14 protein-coding genes are annotated in these 16,440 nt (G+C 59.9%); 7 read left to right on the top strand and 7 right to left on the bottom strand.

Annotated elements, in window-relative coordinates; translation table 11 throughout:
- Window positions 1–1,913 (top strand): BamA/TamA family outer membrane protein (locus NW827_RS02000; protein WP_414503277.1); only part of this gene is annotated, 1,913 nt, incomplete at its 5' end.
- A 47-nt stretch (window positions 1,914–1,960) separates the two neighbouring features.
- Window positions 1,961–2,323, top strand: coding sequence for a hypothetical protein (locus tag NW827_RS01995; protein ID WP_414403113.1), 363 nt, complete (start codon window positions 1,961–1,963; stop codon window positions 2,321–2,323).
- Here the strand turns inward: NW827_RS01995 and NW827_RS01990 are convergent.
- A complete protein-coding gene (locus NW827_RS01990) occupies window positions 2,320–3,402 on the bottom strand; it encodes an Mrp/NBP35 family ATP-binding protein (RefSeq protein WP_414403112.1) in 1,083 nt (360 codons plus the stop codon). The two genes, NW827_RS01995 and NW827_RS01990, sit on opposite strands and share 4 nt — an antisense overlap.
- A 425-nt stretch (window positions 3,403–3,827) precedes the next feature.
- On the opposite strand from NW827_RS01990, the gene NW827_RS01985 reads away from it, so the two are divergent.
- The 3 genes from NW827_RS01985 (at window position 3,828) to NW827_RS01975 (ending at window position 7,882) form a co-directional block, all read left to right on the top strand.
- Window positions 3,828–4,322 (top strand): N-acetyltransferase family protein, encoded by a 495-nt coding sequence (locus NW827_RS01985; protein ID WP_414403111.1) that lies wholly within the window; start codon window positions 3,828–3,830, stop codon window positions 4,320–4,322.
- 80 nt (window positions 4,323–4,402) lie between these two features.
- Complete coding sequence (locus NW827_RS01980; protein WP_414404523.1) at window positions 4,403–5,719, top strand: competence/damage-inducible protein A; 1,317 nt, start codon at window positions 4,403–4,405, stop codon at window positions 5,717–5,719.
- Window positions 5,720–5,755: 36 nt separating this feature from the next.
- Entirely contained in the window at window positions 5,756–7,882 is a 2,127-nt protein-coding gene (locus tag NW827_RS01975; protein WP_414503276.1) for a M48 family metalloprotease, read from the top strand.
- An 8-nt stretch (window positions 7,883–7,890) separates the two neighbouring features.
- Here the strand turns inward: NW827_RS01975 and typA are convergent, their stop codons facing one another.
- The 4 genes from typA to glpX all read right to left on the bottom strand — a co-directional run bounded on the left by typA (window position 7,891) and on the right by glpX (window position 13,288).
- Complete coding sequence (gene typA / locus NW827_RS01970) at window positions 7,891–9,708, bottom strand: translational GTPase TypA (protein WP_414403108.1); 1,818 nt, start codon at window positions 9,706–9,708, stop codon at window positions 7,891–7,893.
- 455 nt (window positions 9,709–10,163) lie between these two features.
- A complete protein-coding gene (gene psb30, locus NW827_RS01965; protein ID WP_414359612.1) occupies window positions 10,164–10,271 on the bottom strand; it encodes a photosystem II reaction center protein Ycf12/Psb30 in 108 nt (35 codons plus the stop codon).
- Window positions 10,272–10,639: 368 nt separating this feature from the next.
- Window positions 10,640–11,935, bottom strand: a complete 1,296-nt coding sequence (locus NW827_RS01960) for a glutamyl-tRNA reductase (protein ID WP_414359613.1) — start codon at window positions 11,933–11,935, stop codon at window positions 10,640–10,642.
- Between the two features lie 309 nt (window positions 11,936–12,244).
- Complete coding sequence (glpX, locus tag NW827_RS01955; protein ID WP_414360054.1) at window positions 12,245–13,288, bottom strand: class II fructose-bisphosphatase; 1,044 nt, start codon at window positions 13,286–13,288, stop codon at window positions 12,245–12,247.
- Window positions 13,289–13,525: 237 nt separating this feature from the next.
- On the opposite strand from glpX, the gene NW827_RS01950 reads away from it, so the two are divergent.
- Both NW827_RS01950 and NW827_RS01945 read left to right on the top strand, forming a co-directional pair.
- Window positions 13,526–13,792 (top strand): DUF1830 domain-containing protein, encoded by a 267-nt coding sequence (locus tag NW827_RS01950; RefSeq protein WP_414359614.1) that lies wholly within the window; start codon window positions 13,526–13,528, stop codon window positions 13,790–13,792.
- 102 nt (window positions 13,793–13,894) lie between these two features.
- Complete coding sequence (locus tag NW827_RS01945) at window positions 13,895–14,503, top strand: peroxiredoxin (protein WP_414359615.1); 609 nt, start codon at window positions 13,895–13,897, stop codon at window positions 14,501–14,503.
- Between the two features lie 170 nt (window positions 14,504–14,673).
- Here the strand turns inward: NW827_RS01945 and NW827_RS01940 are convergent, their stop codons facing one another.
- The gene (locus NW827_RS01940) at window positions 14,674–15,108 is read right to left on the bottom strand and encodes a photosystem I reaction center subunit II PsaD (protein ID WP_414359616.1); all 435 of its coding nucleotides are present in this window, start codon (window positions 15,106–15,108) and stop codon (window positions 14,674–14,676) included.
- A gap of 205 nt (window positions 15,109–15,313) precedes the next feature.
- A complete protein-coding gene (locus NW827_RS01935) occupies window positions 15,314–16,297 on the bottom strand; it encodes an acetyl-CoA carboxylase carboxyltransferase subunit alpha (protein ID WP_414359618.1) in 984 nt (327 codons plus the stop codon).
- Window positions 16,298–16,440: the final 143 nt, after the last annotated feature.

The raw sequence follows: 16,440 nt of genomic DNA, 5'->3' as shown, positions 1-16,440 counted from the left end.
TTTGTGGTGGGCGAGGGATCCCCATGAACCGTTCCAGGCAACTGAAACTCCAGCTTGCTGCAGGGCTTGCTTGTGGGATGGGGCTGCTGGCAGGAGTGGCGGCTTGGGCGCAATCAGCTCCCCCGCCGGACAGCCTGGATCTGCGCACCAGTGGCGACCCCCCCGCCCAACCCACCCCCACACCTACCCCCGCCGCTAGCGAGCCAGAAGTTTTGGTGGCAGAGGTGGTGGTCGAGGGTACCGACGACCCAGAGCTGATTGAGCAGGTTTACAAAGTTATCCGCACCCGCGCCGGCGAGGTCTCCACTCGTTCCCAACTGCGGGAAGACATCAACGCCGTGTTTGCCACTGGTTTCTTTGCCGATGTCCGAGCGGTGCCCTCCGATACCCCCTTGGGAGTGCGAGTTACCTTTGAGGTCAAGCCCAACCCCATCCTCAAAGCCGTGCGCACCGAAGGGGCAAAAGTTTTGGATCCGGAGGTGCTCCAGAAGGCCTTTGCCGACCAAGAAGGGCGGGTGCTCAACTTTGGCAAGCTGCAGGCAGCAGTGGCCGAGATTGAGCAGTGGTATGCTGACAAGGGCTACGTACTGGCCAAAGTGACAGATGTGCGCTCCTCTGAAGATGGCACCCTCACCCTAGAAATTGCCGAAGGGGAGATCGAGGAGATTCGCGTGCAGGGCAACACCAAAACCCGCGACTTCATCATCACCCGCGAGTTAAAGACCAAGCCGGGGGATGTGTTTAACCGCAACCAAATTCAGCAGGATCTGCAGGCAGTTTTCAACCTCAACCTTTTTCAGGACGTGAATGTGGGGCTTAACCCCGGTCGGGATCCCAACAAAGTCGTGGTGGTGGTGAACGTGGAAGAGCGCCGCACCGGCACCTTGAGCGGCACCCTCGGCGTCAGCTCGGCCACGGGGGTCTTCGCTGGCCTTAGCGTCTCGGAAGAAAACTTGGGCGGCAACAACCAAAAGGCCAGCTTTAATGTTCAGGTAGGCACCAATGAAACTCTGTTTGATTTGAACTTCACCGATCCCCGCATCGCTACGCTGGAGATCCCCACCTCCTACAGCATCAATATCTCCAACCAGCAGAGCTCCAGCTTTGTTTTCAACGAGGGATTGACTCTGCCCAACGGGGATCCCGTGCGCATCAACCGGCTGGGTGGCAGCGTCACCTTCTCGCGTCCGATTGGGGGCAATTGGCGGGCCAGCTTGGGCACCCGCATCCAATTTGTGGAAGCCCGCAACAGCAACGGCGAACAGGAGCGCTTTGATGTGCTGGGCAACCCCATTACCTTTAGTGCCAGCGGCCAAGACAGCTACACCACCTTGCGGTTTGGCCTTATCCACGACAGCCGCGACAACCCCAACAGCCCCAGCCAGGGATCCGTCTTTCGCCTCTCTACCGAACAGTCGGTACGTTTGTTTGCGAATGGCCTGAACGCCAACCGCCTCGAAGCCAGCTACAGCCAGTTCATTCCCGTCAAGCTATTTGAAACGCGCAGTGAGCGGCCGCAGGTGCTGGCTTTTGACGTGCGGGCGGGCACCACCCTTGGCGACTTGGCTCCCTACGACGCTTTCCCCATTGGCGGAGGCAACTCCGTGCGGGGATTTTTTGAAGGCGGCGTTGGCTCCGGCCGCAGCTTTGCCACCGCAACAGCGGAGCTGCGCTTTCCTCTTTTCGACCCGGTGGGGGTAGTGGTTTTTGCTGACTACGGCACGGATCTAGGTAGCGGTGCAGCAGTTATCGGCAATCCGGCGGCAGCGCGCAACAAGCCGGGCAGCGGTTTAGGTCTGGGAGCTGGCATTCGCATCCAATCTCCCCTGGGGCCGCTGCGCATTGACTACGCCGTTGGCCAAGGAGAGGCCGGCCGACCTCAACTGCACTTTGGCATTGGGGAGAAGTTCTAACTTGGCGGTGGGATATGGTGGGAGCAGCACTTGTGAGGAAAGAACCCATGCACCCTAGCCAATCCTTACGCGGGGGCTCCTTGCTGCTCTTGCTCTGCCTCAGCCTAGCCCTAGGTGGGTGTGGACAACTGGCACGGCTAGGCATTGGCACAACCCCCATTGCCCAGATCGAACAAAATCCTGCTCGCTACACTGACGTGTACGTCCGCGGTCGTGTGGTCAACCAGATAGGTGTGTTTGGCCAGGGGGTGTACGAGATCCAGGACCCTAGTGGCTCCCTCTGGGTCATCACCAACAAGGGGCTGCCGGCCATGAACAGCACGGTAACTGTGCGTGGCAAGGCCCAGGAGGGGATCTCGGTGGCAGGGCGCCGCTTTGGGGTATCGCTAGTAGAAGTCGAGCGCTTCTAGCTAGCCCCAAGAGCTACCATAGAGACTCGGCCTGCCAGGGTTTTGGCAATCTGACGCAGCGCCTGGGCCGAGGCCGACTCGGGTTGGTCGACGACAATGGGCCTGCCCGCATCTCCCCCCTGGCGCAGGGCAATCTCTAACGGGATCCGCCCCAGCAGTGGGATCCCTAGCTCGCGGGCCGTAGTTTCTCCGCCGGCTGAGCCGAAGATATCGTACTGGCGATCCGGTAGGTCAGGCGGAATGAAGTAGCTCATGTTCTCGACAATGCCAAGGATGGGCACCCCCAACTGGCGAAACATGTTCAAGCCCTTGCGGCTATCCAGCAGGGCCACCGACTGCGGCGTAGTGACGATCACGGCTCCCGCCAGCGGCACCGCTTGAGCTAGGGTCAATTGCGCATCCCCGGTGCCGGGGGGCATATCCACGATGAGATAGTCCAGCTCCCCCCACTGCACCTGGTAGAGGAATTGCCGGATGACACCGTTGAGCATCGGCCCCCGCCAGATCACCGGCTGATCCCGCCCCACCAAGAGACCCATCGACACCATCTTGACGCCGTAGTTCTCCAGGGGGAGGATCTCTTCGCTGCCATCTTGCCGCTTGCGCACCAATAGAGAGCAATCCTGCAGCCCCAGCATCAGGGGCACGTTGGGGCCGTAAATATCCGCATCCAGCAGCCCCACCCGCGCTCCGCTCTGGGCCAGCGCCACAGCTACGTTCACCGCTACGGAGGTTTTGCCCACCCCCCCCTTGCCGCTGGAGATGGCGATGATGTTGCGCACGCCGGGGACAGACTGGCGATCCGGCAGCGAGGGCGAGCGGGGAGTTTCTGCTGTAACGGTGACCTCGATGGTTTCAATGGGAGCCAGGCGGCGGATGGCAGCCTTGCATTCCTCGACGATGAACTCCCGCAAGGGGCAAGCTGGTGTCGTCAGCACCAGAGTAAAAGCCACCCGCTCCGGCTCGACGCGAATGTCGCGGATCATGTTCAGTTCCACCAGGCTGCGGCGCAGCTCCGGATCTTGAACCGGGCGCAACGCCTCAAGGATGGCGGCAGCATCGAGGGTAGAGGTGGTCATGGCATCAAAAATGAGGTAACGGCTCTATTTTTCACTCTAGTCGGTTTTTCTCCAGGGTCTTCGCTGGCTGAGCAGGGCAGTTGCGAAACTGTCTGCCAACGCTGTAGCCGACTGGCCTAGGCTGGCTCTGGCCGACGGAGGAGGGCAATGGTGCAAGCGCTGATCGCGGGAGTCGGGTTGTGGTTGGGACTCACATTCTTGGCCCCGTTGATCCCTCTGCTGGCAAAGAGCCACTCTCTCCCCTGAGCAGCAGCCCACCTCGGCCTGGGATCCCTCCTGCTGCTATTTGCCCTGGGCTGTTAACCCTCTGGGATCCTGTCGCTGCTCCCCCTGCACAATGTCCCCAACCGCCGGGAAAAAGAATAAGCTGGAGTCTGTCCCGTGCCGATGTTCCAGGAAAAGGGTGGGTGGAGCCGGGCAAAAGTATGGAAATTCGTCCTGCCACGCCTGAGGATGTGCCCGTTCTGTTTGATCTCATCTGCGCTTTGGCCGAGTACGAGCACCTGAGCCACCTGGTAACGGGATCCGCCGAGCTATTGCGGCACCATTTGTTTGGCCCGGAGGCCTTTGTTTCAGCGTTGGTAGCGGAGGTAGAGGAGCAGGTGGTGGGGTTTGCCCTCTACTTTCGCAACTTTTCCACCTTCCTCACCCGACCGGGAATTTACCTGGAAGACTTGTTTGTGCTGCCGGAGTTTCGCGGCAGGGGCATTGGCAAGGCGCTCTTGGCGCGGGTGGCCCAGGAGGCAGTGGCCAAAGGATATGGGCGGCTGGAGTGGAGGGTTTTGGACTGGAACCAGCCAGCAATTGAGTTCTACCGGCGCCTGGGTGCTAAGCCACATCCGGAGTGGATCCTGCACCGCGTGGTGGGTGCTGAGCTGGAAGCTTTGGCTCGGCTGGCCGAGGATCCCTACCCCTCTTGAGCAAGAGATCCTAGGGATCCCTGCGCGAAAGGGGAGCCTAGACCTCTATACTTAGCGGCTGAGCCGAGGTTGAGCCGAGCATGAGCCCAACGCAAACCGTCACTCCCCAAGGGGCTGAGATCCTCTGCATTGGCACAGAGTTGCTCTTGGGAGAGATCACCAACACCAACGCCCAATACCTGGCAGCCGAGTTGGCCAAGCTGGGGATCCCGCACTACTACCAAACGGTGGTGGGGGACAACGAAGCCCGCATCCACCATGCTTTGGAGGTGGCCTGCAACCGCTCCAGCCTACTTTTAATTACAGGAGGGCTGGGGCCAACCCCGGATGATCTGACCCACGCGGCGCTAGCCTCCTTTTTTGGAGTAGAGATGGTGGAGCACCCCCAGCTCTGGGAGGAGATTTTGCGAAAGTACGGGCAGCGGGGCCTTGTGCCCTCGCCCAGTAACCGCAAGCAGGCTTTTCTGCCTCAGGGGGCAACCATCCTGCCCAACCCCCTGGGTAGCGCCTGCGGCCTCATTTGGCAGCCCCGCCCCAACCTGCACATCCTTACTTTTCCCGGCGTGCCGCAGGAGATGCAGCGCATGTGGCAGGAGACGGCTGTACCCTATTTGCGCTCCCTGGGCTGGGGCAAGGAGGTGTTCTACAGCCGCGTGTTGCGCTACTGGGGCATTCCTGAATCGACTTTGGCCGAGCGGGTGGCCCCCTGGCTGGCGGGGGAAAATCCCACGGTCGCTCCCTACGCTGGTCAGGGAGAGGTGCGCCTGCGGATTACCGGACGTGCCCCCACGCGCGAGGCGGCGGAAGCGTTGATTGCTCCGGTGGTGGAGCAGATTTTACGGGTGTCTGGAGAAGACTACTTCGGCAGCGACGAGGCCACCTTGGCCAGCGTGGTGGGGGAGCTACTCTTGCAGCGGCGGCAAACCCTAGCGGTGGCGGAATCCTGCACCGGTGGCCTCCTGGGGCAGTTGGTAACCGGGATCCCGGGCAGCTCGCGCTACTTCCTGGGCGGCATTGTTGCCTATGACAACCGCTTCAAGGAGCAGCTTTTGCGGGTAGATCCAGAGACCCTGCGGCAGCACGGGGCTGTGAGCGAGCCGGTGGCGGCTCAGATGGCGCTGGGGGCCAAACAGGTTTTTGGCTCCGACTGGGCCCTAAGCATTACCGGCATTGCTGGGCCAGAGGGGGGTACCCCCACCAAGCCAGTTGGTCTTGTCTATCTGGGCTTGGCCGACCCGGAGGGGAAAGTGGAAGTCCACGAGTACCGCTTCGGCAGCCTGCGGGGCCGCGAGGGGGTGCGCTGGTGGAGCGCCCAGACGGCGCTAGATTGCCTGCGGCGGCGCTTGCTCCGTTACCCCCTTTCGGAGGGATCTACTCCTGAGCGTCCAGATCCTTGAGTAAGCTGGGGGAGCAGGCAGACTTGGAGCAGGTTGATGAATCCTGCGGAGGCGGGCAAGGAGGCCCTGCGGCAGGGCCGCTTTCAAGAGGCCATCCAACTTCTTGAGGACTACTTGGCCCAGTTCCGTCAGGAGGGCAAAGCAGAGGGGAGCCCGGCAGGCTCCTCCGACAGCCAAGTCCTGGAGGCCCAGATGAACCTGGTGCGGGCCTACCATCTGGCGGGCCAGGCCGAGAAGGCGCGGGCCCTCTGTCTAGAACTGCTGCAGCATCCGGATCCCCAGGCGCGGGGCTGGGCCCAAAAAATCCTGCCCCGCCTGCCCGCCCCAGAAAAACCCGTTGCTTCTCCATCTAGGGAACAAGGCCCTCCTCCAGAGCCCCTTCCTAAAGCTCAGCTGGTCTCCCCCCGCCAACGGGCTGCTCCATTAGGGGGGAGGATCCCCTTGCCGGTGCAGGCGGGATCCCTGGCGTGGGCCAAGTGGGGATCCCTGGGGGTGGGCATCCTCTTCCTCTGGGGGTTGAGTTTTTTGCTGGTGGGCAGCCACCTGGATTTTGGGCGGCTGAGTTTTCCGCGGCAGCTTTGGTTTTTGCAGGGGTTGCTGCCCTGGCTGCGCAACGGCTTGCGCTGGCTAGTGGCCGGTAGCCTGGCGGTTAACTTTGGGGTGGGCCTTCTCTTTTTTGCCCCCTGGCTTATGGATCAGCTGCACCGGCGGCTGCACAAGTTGCGTTGGGCCAGCCTGGGGGAAATCGAGCGCCACAGCCCTGAGGCGACCCGCCTGCTGCAGCGCCTCTGCGCCCAAAAACAACTGAAACAACCCCGCCTGGGGGTGATCCCGGAAGGGGGGCCACTGGCGTTTGTTTACGGCACTTTCCCTGATGGCGGCCGCATCGTGGTCACCCAGGCTCTCTTGCAGCAGCTTGCCCCGGACGAGATTGCCGCTGTCTATGCCCAGGCGCTGGGGCGGATCGTCAACGGCGATATCCTGATCCTGACTCTGCTGGGATCCCCCGTTCAACTGGTTTACTTGGCTCTGGAGCAGGTGAGCCAACTGGGAAGGCAACGGCGGGATCTCATCGGGCATGTGGCCCCCCTGCTCTACCTCATCTACACGGTGCTTTCCTACCCCCTGTTTTTCCTTTCTCGCCTGGGCACCTCCCACGCCGATCACTTCGCGGTAGAGGCGACGGGCAACCCCAACGGGCTGATGGCCGCCCTGCTCAAGTCGGCTGCCGGCCTGCAGGAGGCCCACAAAAACGACCGCCGCCCATCTTCGCTGCTGCACTGCACCCGACTGTTCAGCTTCTTGGACTTCAAAACCACCGCTGCCGCCAGCGCCGCTGTCCGCCTGCCGGATCCCGCCCAAGCCAGCCAGCTCTTCCGCTGGGATCAGCTTAACCCCTGGGCCCGCTGGATGCAGCTCAATTCCAGCCATCCCCTGCTGGGGCGGCGCTTCCAGGTTTTGGGGGAATATGCCCAGCGGCTGCGCCTTTTGCCCGAGCTAAGCCTAGTTCAGCCAACGGAGGAAGTGGCTCCTCCAAAGGCTCGCTTCTGGTTGGATCTGGCTATCTATGCTGCTGAAGTGGTTGGGATGGTGATTGGCTGGCTGGGGGGGCTGATCCTCTACCTAGCGCTGCAAAATCGCCTCGATCCCAAGGTTATTGCCGCGGCCGCGATGGTGGGCTATGGCGTGGGACTGTGGGCCAAGGCGGCGTTGATGTACCGCGGATCCCTGTCGCCCCAGCCAGCTGACGTGCTCAGCTTGCTGGCTGATCCCGAGGCAGATCCCTGCCGCAGTCAGCCAGTGGAGCTGGAAGGGGAGCTGCTGGGCTTGGGACAAGCCGGCTATCAACTGGGGGCAGAGCTAAAGCTACAGGACGCCACCGGCCTGATCCCCCTGCGCTTTACCTCTCCCCTAGGACCGGTGGGCAATGTCTTTTCCGGCCTAAAGCCCCTCCGTGCCCTCATGGGCCAGCAGGTCAAGGTGGTGGGCTGGTTCCGCCGCGGCAACACTGCCTGGGTGGATTTGGCCTACGTCCAGGCAGGATCCCAGCAGCTCCACAGCCGTCCTCGTCTGTGGCTGGCTTTGTTGGGCTTGGGAGTTGTCTTGCTGGGGATTTGGGGGGCCTTTTATTTCCCCAACTTGGCCTCTTATTTTAGGCGGTAGTGAGCTGCCTAGCGGCGGGAGGGCACCAACTGGGCCTTGCGCAGCCGCACCGACTGGGGTGTGACCTCCACCAGCTCGTCTTCGCCAATGTATTCCAAGGCTCGCTCTAGGGTCATCTCCACCGGTGGCTGCAGCTGTACCAGCTCCTCTCCAGTTGAGGAGCGATGGTTTGTTAGGTGTTTCGTCTTGCAAACATTCAACTCCAAGTCCTGGGGTCGGTTGTGCTCACCCACAATCATGCCCTTGTAAACGCGGGTGCCTGGCTTAATAAAGAATACACCTCGGTCCTCCGCATTCTTCAGGGCGTAGGCAGTGGCTACTCCCTCTTCAAAAGCAATGAGCACGCCATTGCGGCGGGTCTCCAGCCCTGTGGTGAGAGGACGGTACTCCAAAAAGCTGTGGCTCATGATCCCCTCCCCGCGGGTGATGCGGACGAACTCGCTGCGGAAGCCAATGAGCCCTCGCGCCGGGATGACGAATTCCAACTGGGCCCGCCCATCTGCGCCTACCCTTAGGTCCTGCATCTCTCCCCGCCGCTCGCCCAGCCGTTCGATGCAGGCGCCCACCGTTGCTTCTGGCACATCCAGCACCAAAAGCTCATAAGGCTCGTAGGGCTGGCCGTTCACTTCGCGGAAAATCACCTTCGGCTGGCCAACCTGGAACTCGTAGCCCTCCCGCCGCATGGTTTCTAGCAAAATGCCCAGGTGCAGTTCGCCTCGCCCCGAAACCAAGAAGCAATCCGGGGAGTCAGTCTCTTCCACCCGCAGCGCCACATTGGTCTCCAGCTCCCGCAGCAGGCGTTCGCGCAGTTGCCGTGAGGTTACAAACGTCCCCTCTTGCCCAGCAAAGGGAGAGTCGTTGACACAGATCCTCACCTGCAGCGTGGGCTCATCCACTTTGATGAGGGGCAAGGCCTGGGGGTTTTCTGGTGAGGTGAGGGTGTGGCCAATGTGGGCCTCGGCAAACCCCGCCACGGCAACGATGTGGCCGGCACTAGCCTCTGTCAGCTCAATGCGCTCCAGCCCCTGGAAGCCAAAGAGCTTGGTTACCTTGCCCTTGGCAATCGACCCATCTTCCTTGACCACCGCCAACTGATCCCCGACCCGAATGGTGCCATTGTGGATCTTGCCAATCACAATCCGACCCAAGTATTCCGAGTACTCCAGCGTCGTCACCTGGAGTTGCAGCGGCTTGGTGGGATCCCCAATGGGTGGCGGGACGTACTTGAGGATGGCCTCAAAGAGGGGCCTCATGTCCAGAGGGCCGCTGTAGTTGCCCTCGAGGAAGGCTTTGAGGTTGGCTTCTTCCAGGGCAAAGCCCTGCAGACCCGAGGCAAATAGGTAGGGAAAGTCGCACTGGTCTTCGTCAGCGCCTAGTTCCAAAAACAGATCTAACACCTTGTCAATGACCTTGTAGGGCTCGGCGTGGGGCCGGTCAATTTTGTTGACCACCACGATTGGTCGCAAGCCCTTTTCCAACGCCTTGCGCAGTACAAAGCGGGTCTGAGGCATTGGGCCTTCGTTAGCATCCACAATCAGCAGACAGCCTTCCACCATGCCTAGCACCCGCTCTACCTCCCCGCCAAAGTCAGCGTGACCGGGGGTATCGACGATGTTGATCAGGGTTTCGCCATAGCGAACGGCAGTATTCTTTGCCAGGATGGTGATGCCCCGCTCCCGCTCTAGGGCATTGCAATCCAGCACGCAGGGGGGAGTGTCCTCTCGTGCCCGTAGGGCTCCTGCCTGGCGCAGCAGGGCATCCACAAGTGTGGTTTTGCCGTGGTCAACGTGGGCAATGATAGCAACGTTGCGGATAGGGATCGGCATAGCCGTCAATTCGTGGAAAAACTCACCCCCAGCTCTTCCTGGGGGTGCCTCTACAACTCTAGCGCAAAGAATTGAAACTCCCGCCCGCTCGGGGGATTTTTAGGGAGTCCTCAAGCGAAAAGGCGTTGTCAAGCGGCCCCTAACCACTTCCCTAGGGCAAAGTCCCAAGGTTCTGCTTACTTTAGCAAATTAGGCGGGAGCCCCCTCTTTCTCGCCTAAGACCCGCCCAGAGGTTTGCCACCGGTCGGGTTTTTTGCCTCCAAGAAGCTGGCTGGCCAGCTGTACCTACAACTAGCAAGCTGCATCTTTGGTTGGCAGCTAAAGTTGCCTAGGGGCTTTTCCACGCCGCCCCACAGGACGGGACTAGCAAGCTCTGCTTCTGGGATCCATCCCAGGGAGCATTAGGATCACCAGCCCCGCTAGAGCGTGCCCCACCCCGCTGGCCAACCCTTGCCTCACATATCAGCCCCGCGCAGGTAGAGCACCAGGATGACCGCCGGCCCTGCCAGGACAATCATCGCCAGCAGCAGCAACTGCACAAACACTTCGTATTGTCCAAACATAACCCCAAATCTTGTAGCCTACCTTTGACACTCCCACCGACTAGAGTCGGGGGATTCTTACGCAGTCCCCAGAGGGACTCGTCAAGGCGTTGTCAAGACGCCCCTTGACGGTTCCCCAGTCTCCAGGTTCCGCTTACGTACTGGCTTTTAGCACTGTCCGGGTCTTTCACCGGGGTAGGTGCTTGCTTAGGAGCAATTATAGCCTTGGCAAGCGACTCCAGTTGCTCAAGGACTACGTCCTGCTAACGCGAACGGGCTTTTCCACCCCACACTAATTGCGCTAGCGGGGCGGCGTCCTTTTGCGCTAGCGGGACGGAGGGTTACCCAGCGAGTCTGGGGTGGGGCTTGCTTTGGCCTAGAGATAAAACCTAGCGCTCCTGCTGAGCCTGAAAGGGGATTGGCTCGAGGTTAAACAGTTCCTGCAAAATTTGCATGGCCTTCCGCCGCGCCTCGATGTCCCGCTTGGCCCGCAGTTGCACCATGGGGTCGTGCAGAATCTTGTTGACGATGCCGCGAGTGAGGGCGTCGATAACCTCCAGGTGCTTCTCGGCAAAGTCCTTGCCCAAGCGGGAGAGAGCTTTCTTCATTTCCTGCTCCCGGATAGACTCCACCTTGTGGCGCAGGCTGGAAATGGTGGGCACCGTCTCTAGGGAACGCCACCACTCCATAAACTGCTCTACCTCTTCCTCTATCAACGCTTCGGCAGCCGAGGCCAGCTTTTGCCGTTGGGCACGGTTTTCTTCCACGATGCGGGAGAGGTGATCCACGTTGAACAACCGTACCCCTCTTAGCTTTTCCACCCCGGGATCAATGTTGCGGGGCACGGAGATATCCACCAACAGCAGCGGCTGATCTGGCTGCAGCACTTCCACCAGTTGCCCGTAGGTGAGGATGGGCTGGGTGGCAGCGGTGCTGGTGAAGACCAGATTGGACTCTGCCACGCTGCCTAGCAGCGACTCCCACGGCAGGACTTGAATGGGCTGCTCAAATTGCTTGGCTAGCGCTTCTGCCCGCTCCAAGGAGCGGTTGACTACTGTGATGTCCACCGCCCCCTTGGCCAAGAGGTGCTGCACCAGCAGCCGGGCCATTTTCCCTGCCCCCACCACTGTAATCTTGCCCTGGGAGAGGGAACCCTGCTCTTGCAGCGCCAGCTCCACGGCTGCCGAGCTAATGGACATGGCGCCGGTGCCGATCCCTGTCTCCGTGCGGACGCGCTTGCCGGCAGTGATGGCCGCCTTGAAGAGGCGGTTGAGGATGCGATCCATGCCGTTGCAGGCCTGGCCCAGTTGCTGTGCTTTTTTCACTTGCGACAGGATCTGCCCTTCCCCCAACACCAAGCTCTCCAGCCCGGCAGCCACCCGCATCAAGTGGGTCACCGCATCTTGGTAGAGCAGGGTAAACAGGTGGGGACGCAGCTGGGGGAGGGGGATCCCCTTTGCCTCCGCCAAAAACTGCATCGTCTGCCGCACTCCACTTTCTGTTTCTGGGGTAACGATGTAGACCTCCAGCCGGTTACAGGTGCTGAGGATTGCTGCTTCCTCAATGTGGGGGTAGGCACGGAGCTGCTGGATCCTCCCTCCCACCTCCGCGTCCGCGATACTGAGGCGCTCCCGGATCTCCACAGGAGCTGTGCGATGGCTAAGACCGACAACCGCGATAAACATGCCTCTCCGTTGTCTCTAGACCAACGATTATTAAATCTCCAAACAAAGGAAAAATTCGCCCGCAAACAAAAGCAGCCTCAAACCCACGCAAAGCGTCTTACCTGTCTTGGCTGCGGCAAGCTTAGGTAACTTTTCTCAGCCTACCTAAACCCTAAGACCAGTATCGGATCGGTTTTGCCGAATTTTGCTGAAGAGTTATTACGTTTTTTCCGGGTCGGCCTTGATAGATTTTTTAACGTTCTCCCAGGCAAAAGGGCGACCTTCCCAGGGGAAAGCCGCCCTTATCACGAAGATCCAGCAGAGGAGACCTCAGCGCAATTGCAGGGCAGGGGGGTGCTCGCCTTCCTTCAGGTGGATGGTATCCACAAAGCGCACCGTGCGGGATTGGCTAGAAATCACCAGCGTTTCCGTGCGAGCCCCACCCCCGAAGAAGCGCACGCCCCGCACTAGATCCCCATCAGTGATACCGGTGGCGGCAAAGAGCAGCTCTTTGCCACTGGCTAGCTCCTCACACTCCCATACCTTATCGGGATCCTCAATGCCCTTTTCTTTCAGCTCTCGCCGAGTCTCTTCTACCGGTGGCAGGTAGGTGCCTGCCTGTACCACTTCGGGATCGTAGATTAGCCGCCCTTGGAAGTGGGCGCCTAGGCAGCGCAGGGCGGCTGCTGAGATCACTCCCTCAGGAGCTGCTCCGATCCCCATCAGGGCATGGATACCCGTGCCGTTGAAGGCCACCGAAAGGGCTGCCGAGAGGTCGCCATCGGTAATTAACTTTACTCGTGCCCCCGCCTCGCGGATCTGGCGAATGAGATCGACGTGGCGCTTGCGATCCATAACCACCACGGTTAGATCCGCCACCTCCCGACCCAGGCTTTCGGCAATGATCTTGAGATTCTTTTCTGGCGGATAGTCAAGGTGGACTTTGCCCTTGGCCTGGGGCGGGGCCGCGAGTTTTTGCATGTAGATGTCGGGGGCGTTGAGAAGGCCACCTTTCTCGGAAATGGCCAGCACAGCCATAGAGCCGTTCTGGCCTTTGGCCACCAGGTTAGTGCCCTCGCAGGGATCCACAGCAATATCAATCTCCACCAGCTCTTCCGCGCGGTAGAACTGCTCGGCGTCCGGGCGGGTACAGAGGCCCACCTCTTCCCCGATGTAGAGCATGGGGGCCTCATCGCGGGTTCCCTCCCCAATGACAATTCGACCACGCATGGGGATCTGATTTAATTTCTCCCGCATAGCCTCCACCGCTGCCTGGTCAGCGGCCTTGTTGTCCCCCTTGCCCATCCAGCGGGCGGCGGCAATGGCAGCCTGTTCCACTACTTCAATGATCTCGAGCCCCAACTTCTTGTCCACGGTATGCCCCCCTTGGTCTTTCGGAACGATGAAGGCCAACTTCAGCAGACTCTCCCCCAGTTTACCAGGGTAGGCTTCTTCTCGAGACCCGCTTCCCTAAGCTGAGGAAAGAAATTGCCAAAAGCCAAGCGCAAAGAGCGATCCCCGTCCCAAGTGTTGGCTATTGTCGGCCGGGGATCAAGGATGATAGCCTGTTTTAAAGGCAATAAGTTTTTCTTAAGGGAATTAAAAAAAGCAATGAAAAGATACATTTTTGTCAACCGCTCTGAGCAGGTTCAAGTCATCCGGACCATCCCTGGCCACTGGGAGCGCACCCTCTTCCCCGGCCAGTATGCCATTTTCGAGGCAGAACCCGACGACTACCTAGAAGTTTACAGCTGCTGCTGGGCCACCACCATCTTGGAAGAGCGCCGCCCCTGTCGCTGCTTGCTGGATTCTTCGCTTCCTGAAGCCGAAGCCCACCCCTACCTGCCCCCTCGGAATACTCTGGCAGATGCTGTGTGAAGGGGTTGCTTTAGCTTGCCCGACCGGTAAGACAAACTCATTATGAGTATGGTATCTTAGCTTTAGTTTACATTTGCACCTTACCGGAAGGAGGGTCAACCTATGTCTCAGCAAGGATGTCTGCGGGTGGGCCAGCCCGCTCCTGATTTTTCGGCCACTGCCGTCTACGACATGGAATTTAAGACGATAAGGCTCTCCGACTACAGGGGCAAGAAATACGTGGTGCTGTTTTTCTACCCCTTAGACTTCACCTTCGTCTGCCCAACCGAGATCACGGCTTTTAGCGATCGCTACGACGAGTTTGCCAAGCTGGACACAGAGATCCTCGGCGTCTCGGTGGATAGCGAGTACTCTCACCTGGCCTGGATCCAAACTGAGCGCAAAGCTGGCGGGGTGGGCGAGCTAAGGTATCCGCTGGTCTCCGACCTGAAAAAAGAAATCAGCGCCGCCTACAATGTTCTGGACCCTGCCACAGGAGTGGCGCTGCGTGGCCTGTTTATCATCGACAAGGAAGGGATCATCCAGCACGCTACCATCAACAACTTGGCTTTTGGCCGCAGTGTGGATGAAACCCTGCGCACCCTGCAGGCTATTCAGTATGTCCAGTCTCACCCCGATGAAGTTTGCCCGGCCAACTGGCAGCCTGGTCAGAGAACCCTGAAGCCCGACCCAGTCAAATCCAAGGAGTTCTTTGCGGCGATTGCCAAGTAAACACCTCCCCAACCCGCCTCAGGGACTCGGGGGATGCAGCTCCGGCGCTGGGTAAGCCGGAGCTTTTTTGCCCCACGTAGGCAGGGGAAACGGCTAGCTGCTCCAAAACCCGCTGGGATAGAAATCCCCTGCCCAGCTCAGGGGATGGGAGGGGACAAAGGTTGCTGGAATTAGTCCCAGGGTTTGCCGTTGGTGAACTTGTAGGTAACTGGCTCGCGGTTTTTGCCGATACTGTGATCCACCTTGCCAATGGGCTGGCGCCCCTCGTTGACTTTTTCGGGGAAGACGCCATCTTTGGGATGCACCAGCTCCGGCTCTCCCCCGGCCGGAATGCGGAAGATCTGGTAGTCGTTGATTTTGTATTCAGAGCGCAGCTGGGCCCCCAGCGCTAGGCACTGCTCCTTGCGGGCAAAGGTGAGATAGTTTTTGCCCTCCACCATCTCAGCTGCCCCGCCGGTGGGCATTTCAAACACTTGCCCTGGCTTGCCGGTCCAGGTGATTACGTATTTTTCTTCCGTTTCGGCTGCGCTTAACAGCCCTCCAGTAGATCCCCCAAACAGGGGCAGCTTGGCTCCTTGCCGGGGATCGCCTTGCATCACAGCCATAGCCTCCCTTCTTGTTGTGGTTGGTGGTGTTTAGGCCGCGCTTGCAGTTGATGACGCGCAGCACTTTGAATCTACCATTGACTTAATCTTTGACCTTAGAACTGGCTAGGAACTGTAATTTTTCGTAGCAGAGCCAGTTCCACTGGGGAGAGCTCCCACTGCACCTGCTAAGCCAGCCGGGAGGCAGACTGGAGAGCCCCCCGGTCTAACTCCCCTGGGCCAACTCCAGAAAAGCTCCCATGCGGCGAAACTTTTGGTAGCGCTCTTCCCGCAACTCCCGCCCGCTGAGCCTGGAAAGTTCCCTGAGATGCCTTAGAAGAGCCTCTTTGAGGGTTTGAGCAGCCTCCAGAGGGGCACGGTGGGCGCCGCCAACCGGCTCTGGCAGGATCTCATCAATGACTTCCAGTTGCAACAGATCCTGGGCAGTGATGCGCAGGGCGGCTGCCGCCTGGGGGGCTTTTTTGGCATCTTTCCAAAGGATGGCGGCACAGCCCTCCGGCGAGATCACCGAATAGACCGCATGTTCAAACATCAAGACGCGGTTGCCCACTCCAATGGCCAAAGCCCCCCCGGATCCCCCTTCGCCAATCACAGTGCAGATGATGGGGATCTCCAGCCGAAACAGAGTCTGCAGGTTGGTGGCAATGGCCTCCCCCTGACCCTCAGCCTCTGCCTTAACCCCTGGGTAGGCCCCCGGCGTGTCGATGAAGGTCAACAGCGGCAGGCCAAAGCGGTGGGCATGTTCCATCAGCCGCAGGGCCTTGCGGTAGCCAGCAGGATTGGGCATGCCGAAGTTGCGGTGGATGTTGTCTTTGGTGTCGCGGCCCTTTTGGTGGCCGAGGATCATCACCGGCTGATCCCCCAGCTTGGCTAGGCCCCCGACAATGGCCGGATCGTCTTGGCCGTGGCGATCCCCGTGCAGCTCAAACCAGTCGTCGCAGATGGTCTGCACATAGTCCAAGGTGGTGGGACGGCGGGGATGTCGAGCTACCTGCAGCCGTTCCACCGGCGTCAGATGGCTGAAAATCTCGCGGCGCAGCTCCTCAGCTTTGGCCTCCAACTGGCGAATCTGCTCGGAGGCGTCGATGTCGTTTTCTTCGGCCAAGGCCCGAATTTCCTGGATACGCTGTTCTAGAGCAGCAACAGGCTGCTCAAACTCCAGCAGCAGGCGGTCAGTGGGTTTGGTCATAGTCATTTGCGTCAGGAGCAAGGTGCGGCGGCTACTACAGCTTGCCCCGGCTTCCAGAGCCAGAACTTGTTTGGCGGCGCGTAGCGCTATCTTCTCACATCCAAACTCTTTAAGCTAGAGATGGCATTCTTCTAGCTCTCTTC

The sequence above is a fragment of the Synechococcus sp. H70.1 genome (assembly GCF_047502705.1).
GTDB lineage: Bacteria > Cyanobacteriota > Cyanobacteriia > Thermostichales > Thermostichaceae > Thermostichus.
The sequence above is the reverse complement of the archived record's forward strand: the minus strand, read 5'-3'. Positions and strand labels throughout refer to the sequence as shown.

Bases quoted from the DNA above. Each gene is read 5' to 3' on its own strand.
- NW827_RS01935 (WP_414359618.1), bottom strand. From the start codon at position 16,297: ATGACCAAACCCACTGACCGCCTGCTGCTGGAGTTTGAGCAGCCTGTT.
- psb30 (WP_414359612.1), bottom strand. From the start codon at position 10,271: ATGTTTGGACAATACGAAGTGTTTGTGCAGTTGCTGCTGCTGGCGATG.
- NW827_RS01940 (WP_414359616.1), bottom strand. From the start codon at position 15,108: ATGGCTGTGATGCAAGGCGATCCCCGGCAAGGAGCCAAGCTGCCCCTG.
- NW827_RS01995 (WP_414403113.1), top strand. From the start codon at position 1,961: ATGCACCCTAGCCAATCCTTACGCGGGGGCTCCTTGCTGCTCTTGCTC.
- NW827_RS01985 (WP_414403111.1), top strand. From the start codon at position 3,828: ATGGAAATTCGTCCTGCCACGCCTGAGGATGTGCCCGTTCTGTTTGAT.
- NW827_RS01960 (WP_414359613.1), bottom strand. From the start codon at position 11,935: ATGTTTATCGCGGTTGTCGGTCTTAGCCATCGCACAGCTCCTGTGGAG.
- NW827_RS01990 (WP_414403112.1), bottom strand. From the start codon at position 3,402: ATGACCACCTCTACCCTCGATGCTGCCGCCATCCTTGAGGCGTTGCGC.
- typA (WP_414403108.1), bottom strand. From the start codon at position 9,708: ATGCCGATCCCTATCCGCAACGTTGCTATCATTGCCCACGTTGACCAC.
- NW827_RS01975 (WP_414503276.1), top strand. From the start codon at position 5,756: ATGAATCCTGCGGAGGCGGGCAAGGAGGCCCTGCGGCAGGGCCGCTTT.
- NW827_RS01945 (WP_414359615.1), top strand. From the start codon at position 13,895: ATGTCTCAGCAAGGATGTCTGCGGGTGGGCCAGCCCGCTCCTGATTTT.
- NW827_RS01950 (WP_414359614.1), top strand. From the start codon at position 13,526: ATGAAAAGATACATTTTTGTCAACCGCTCTGAGCAGGTTCAAGTCATC.
- NW827_RS01980 (WP_414404523.1), top strand. From the start codon at position 4,403: ATGAGCCCAACGCAAACCGTCACTCCCCAAGGGGCTGAGATCCTCTGC.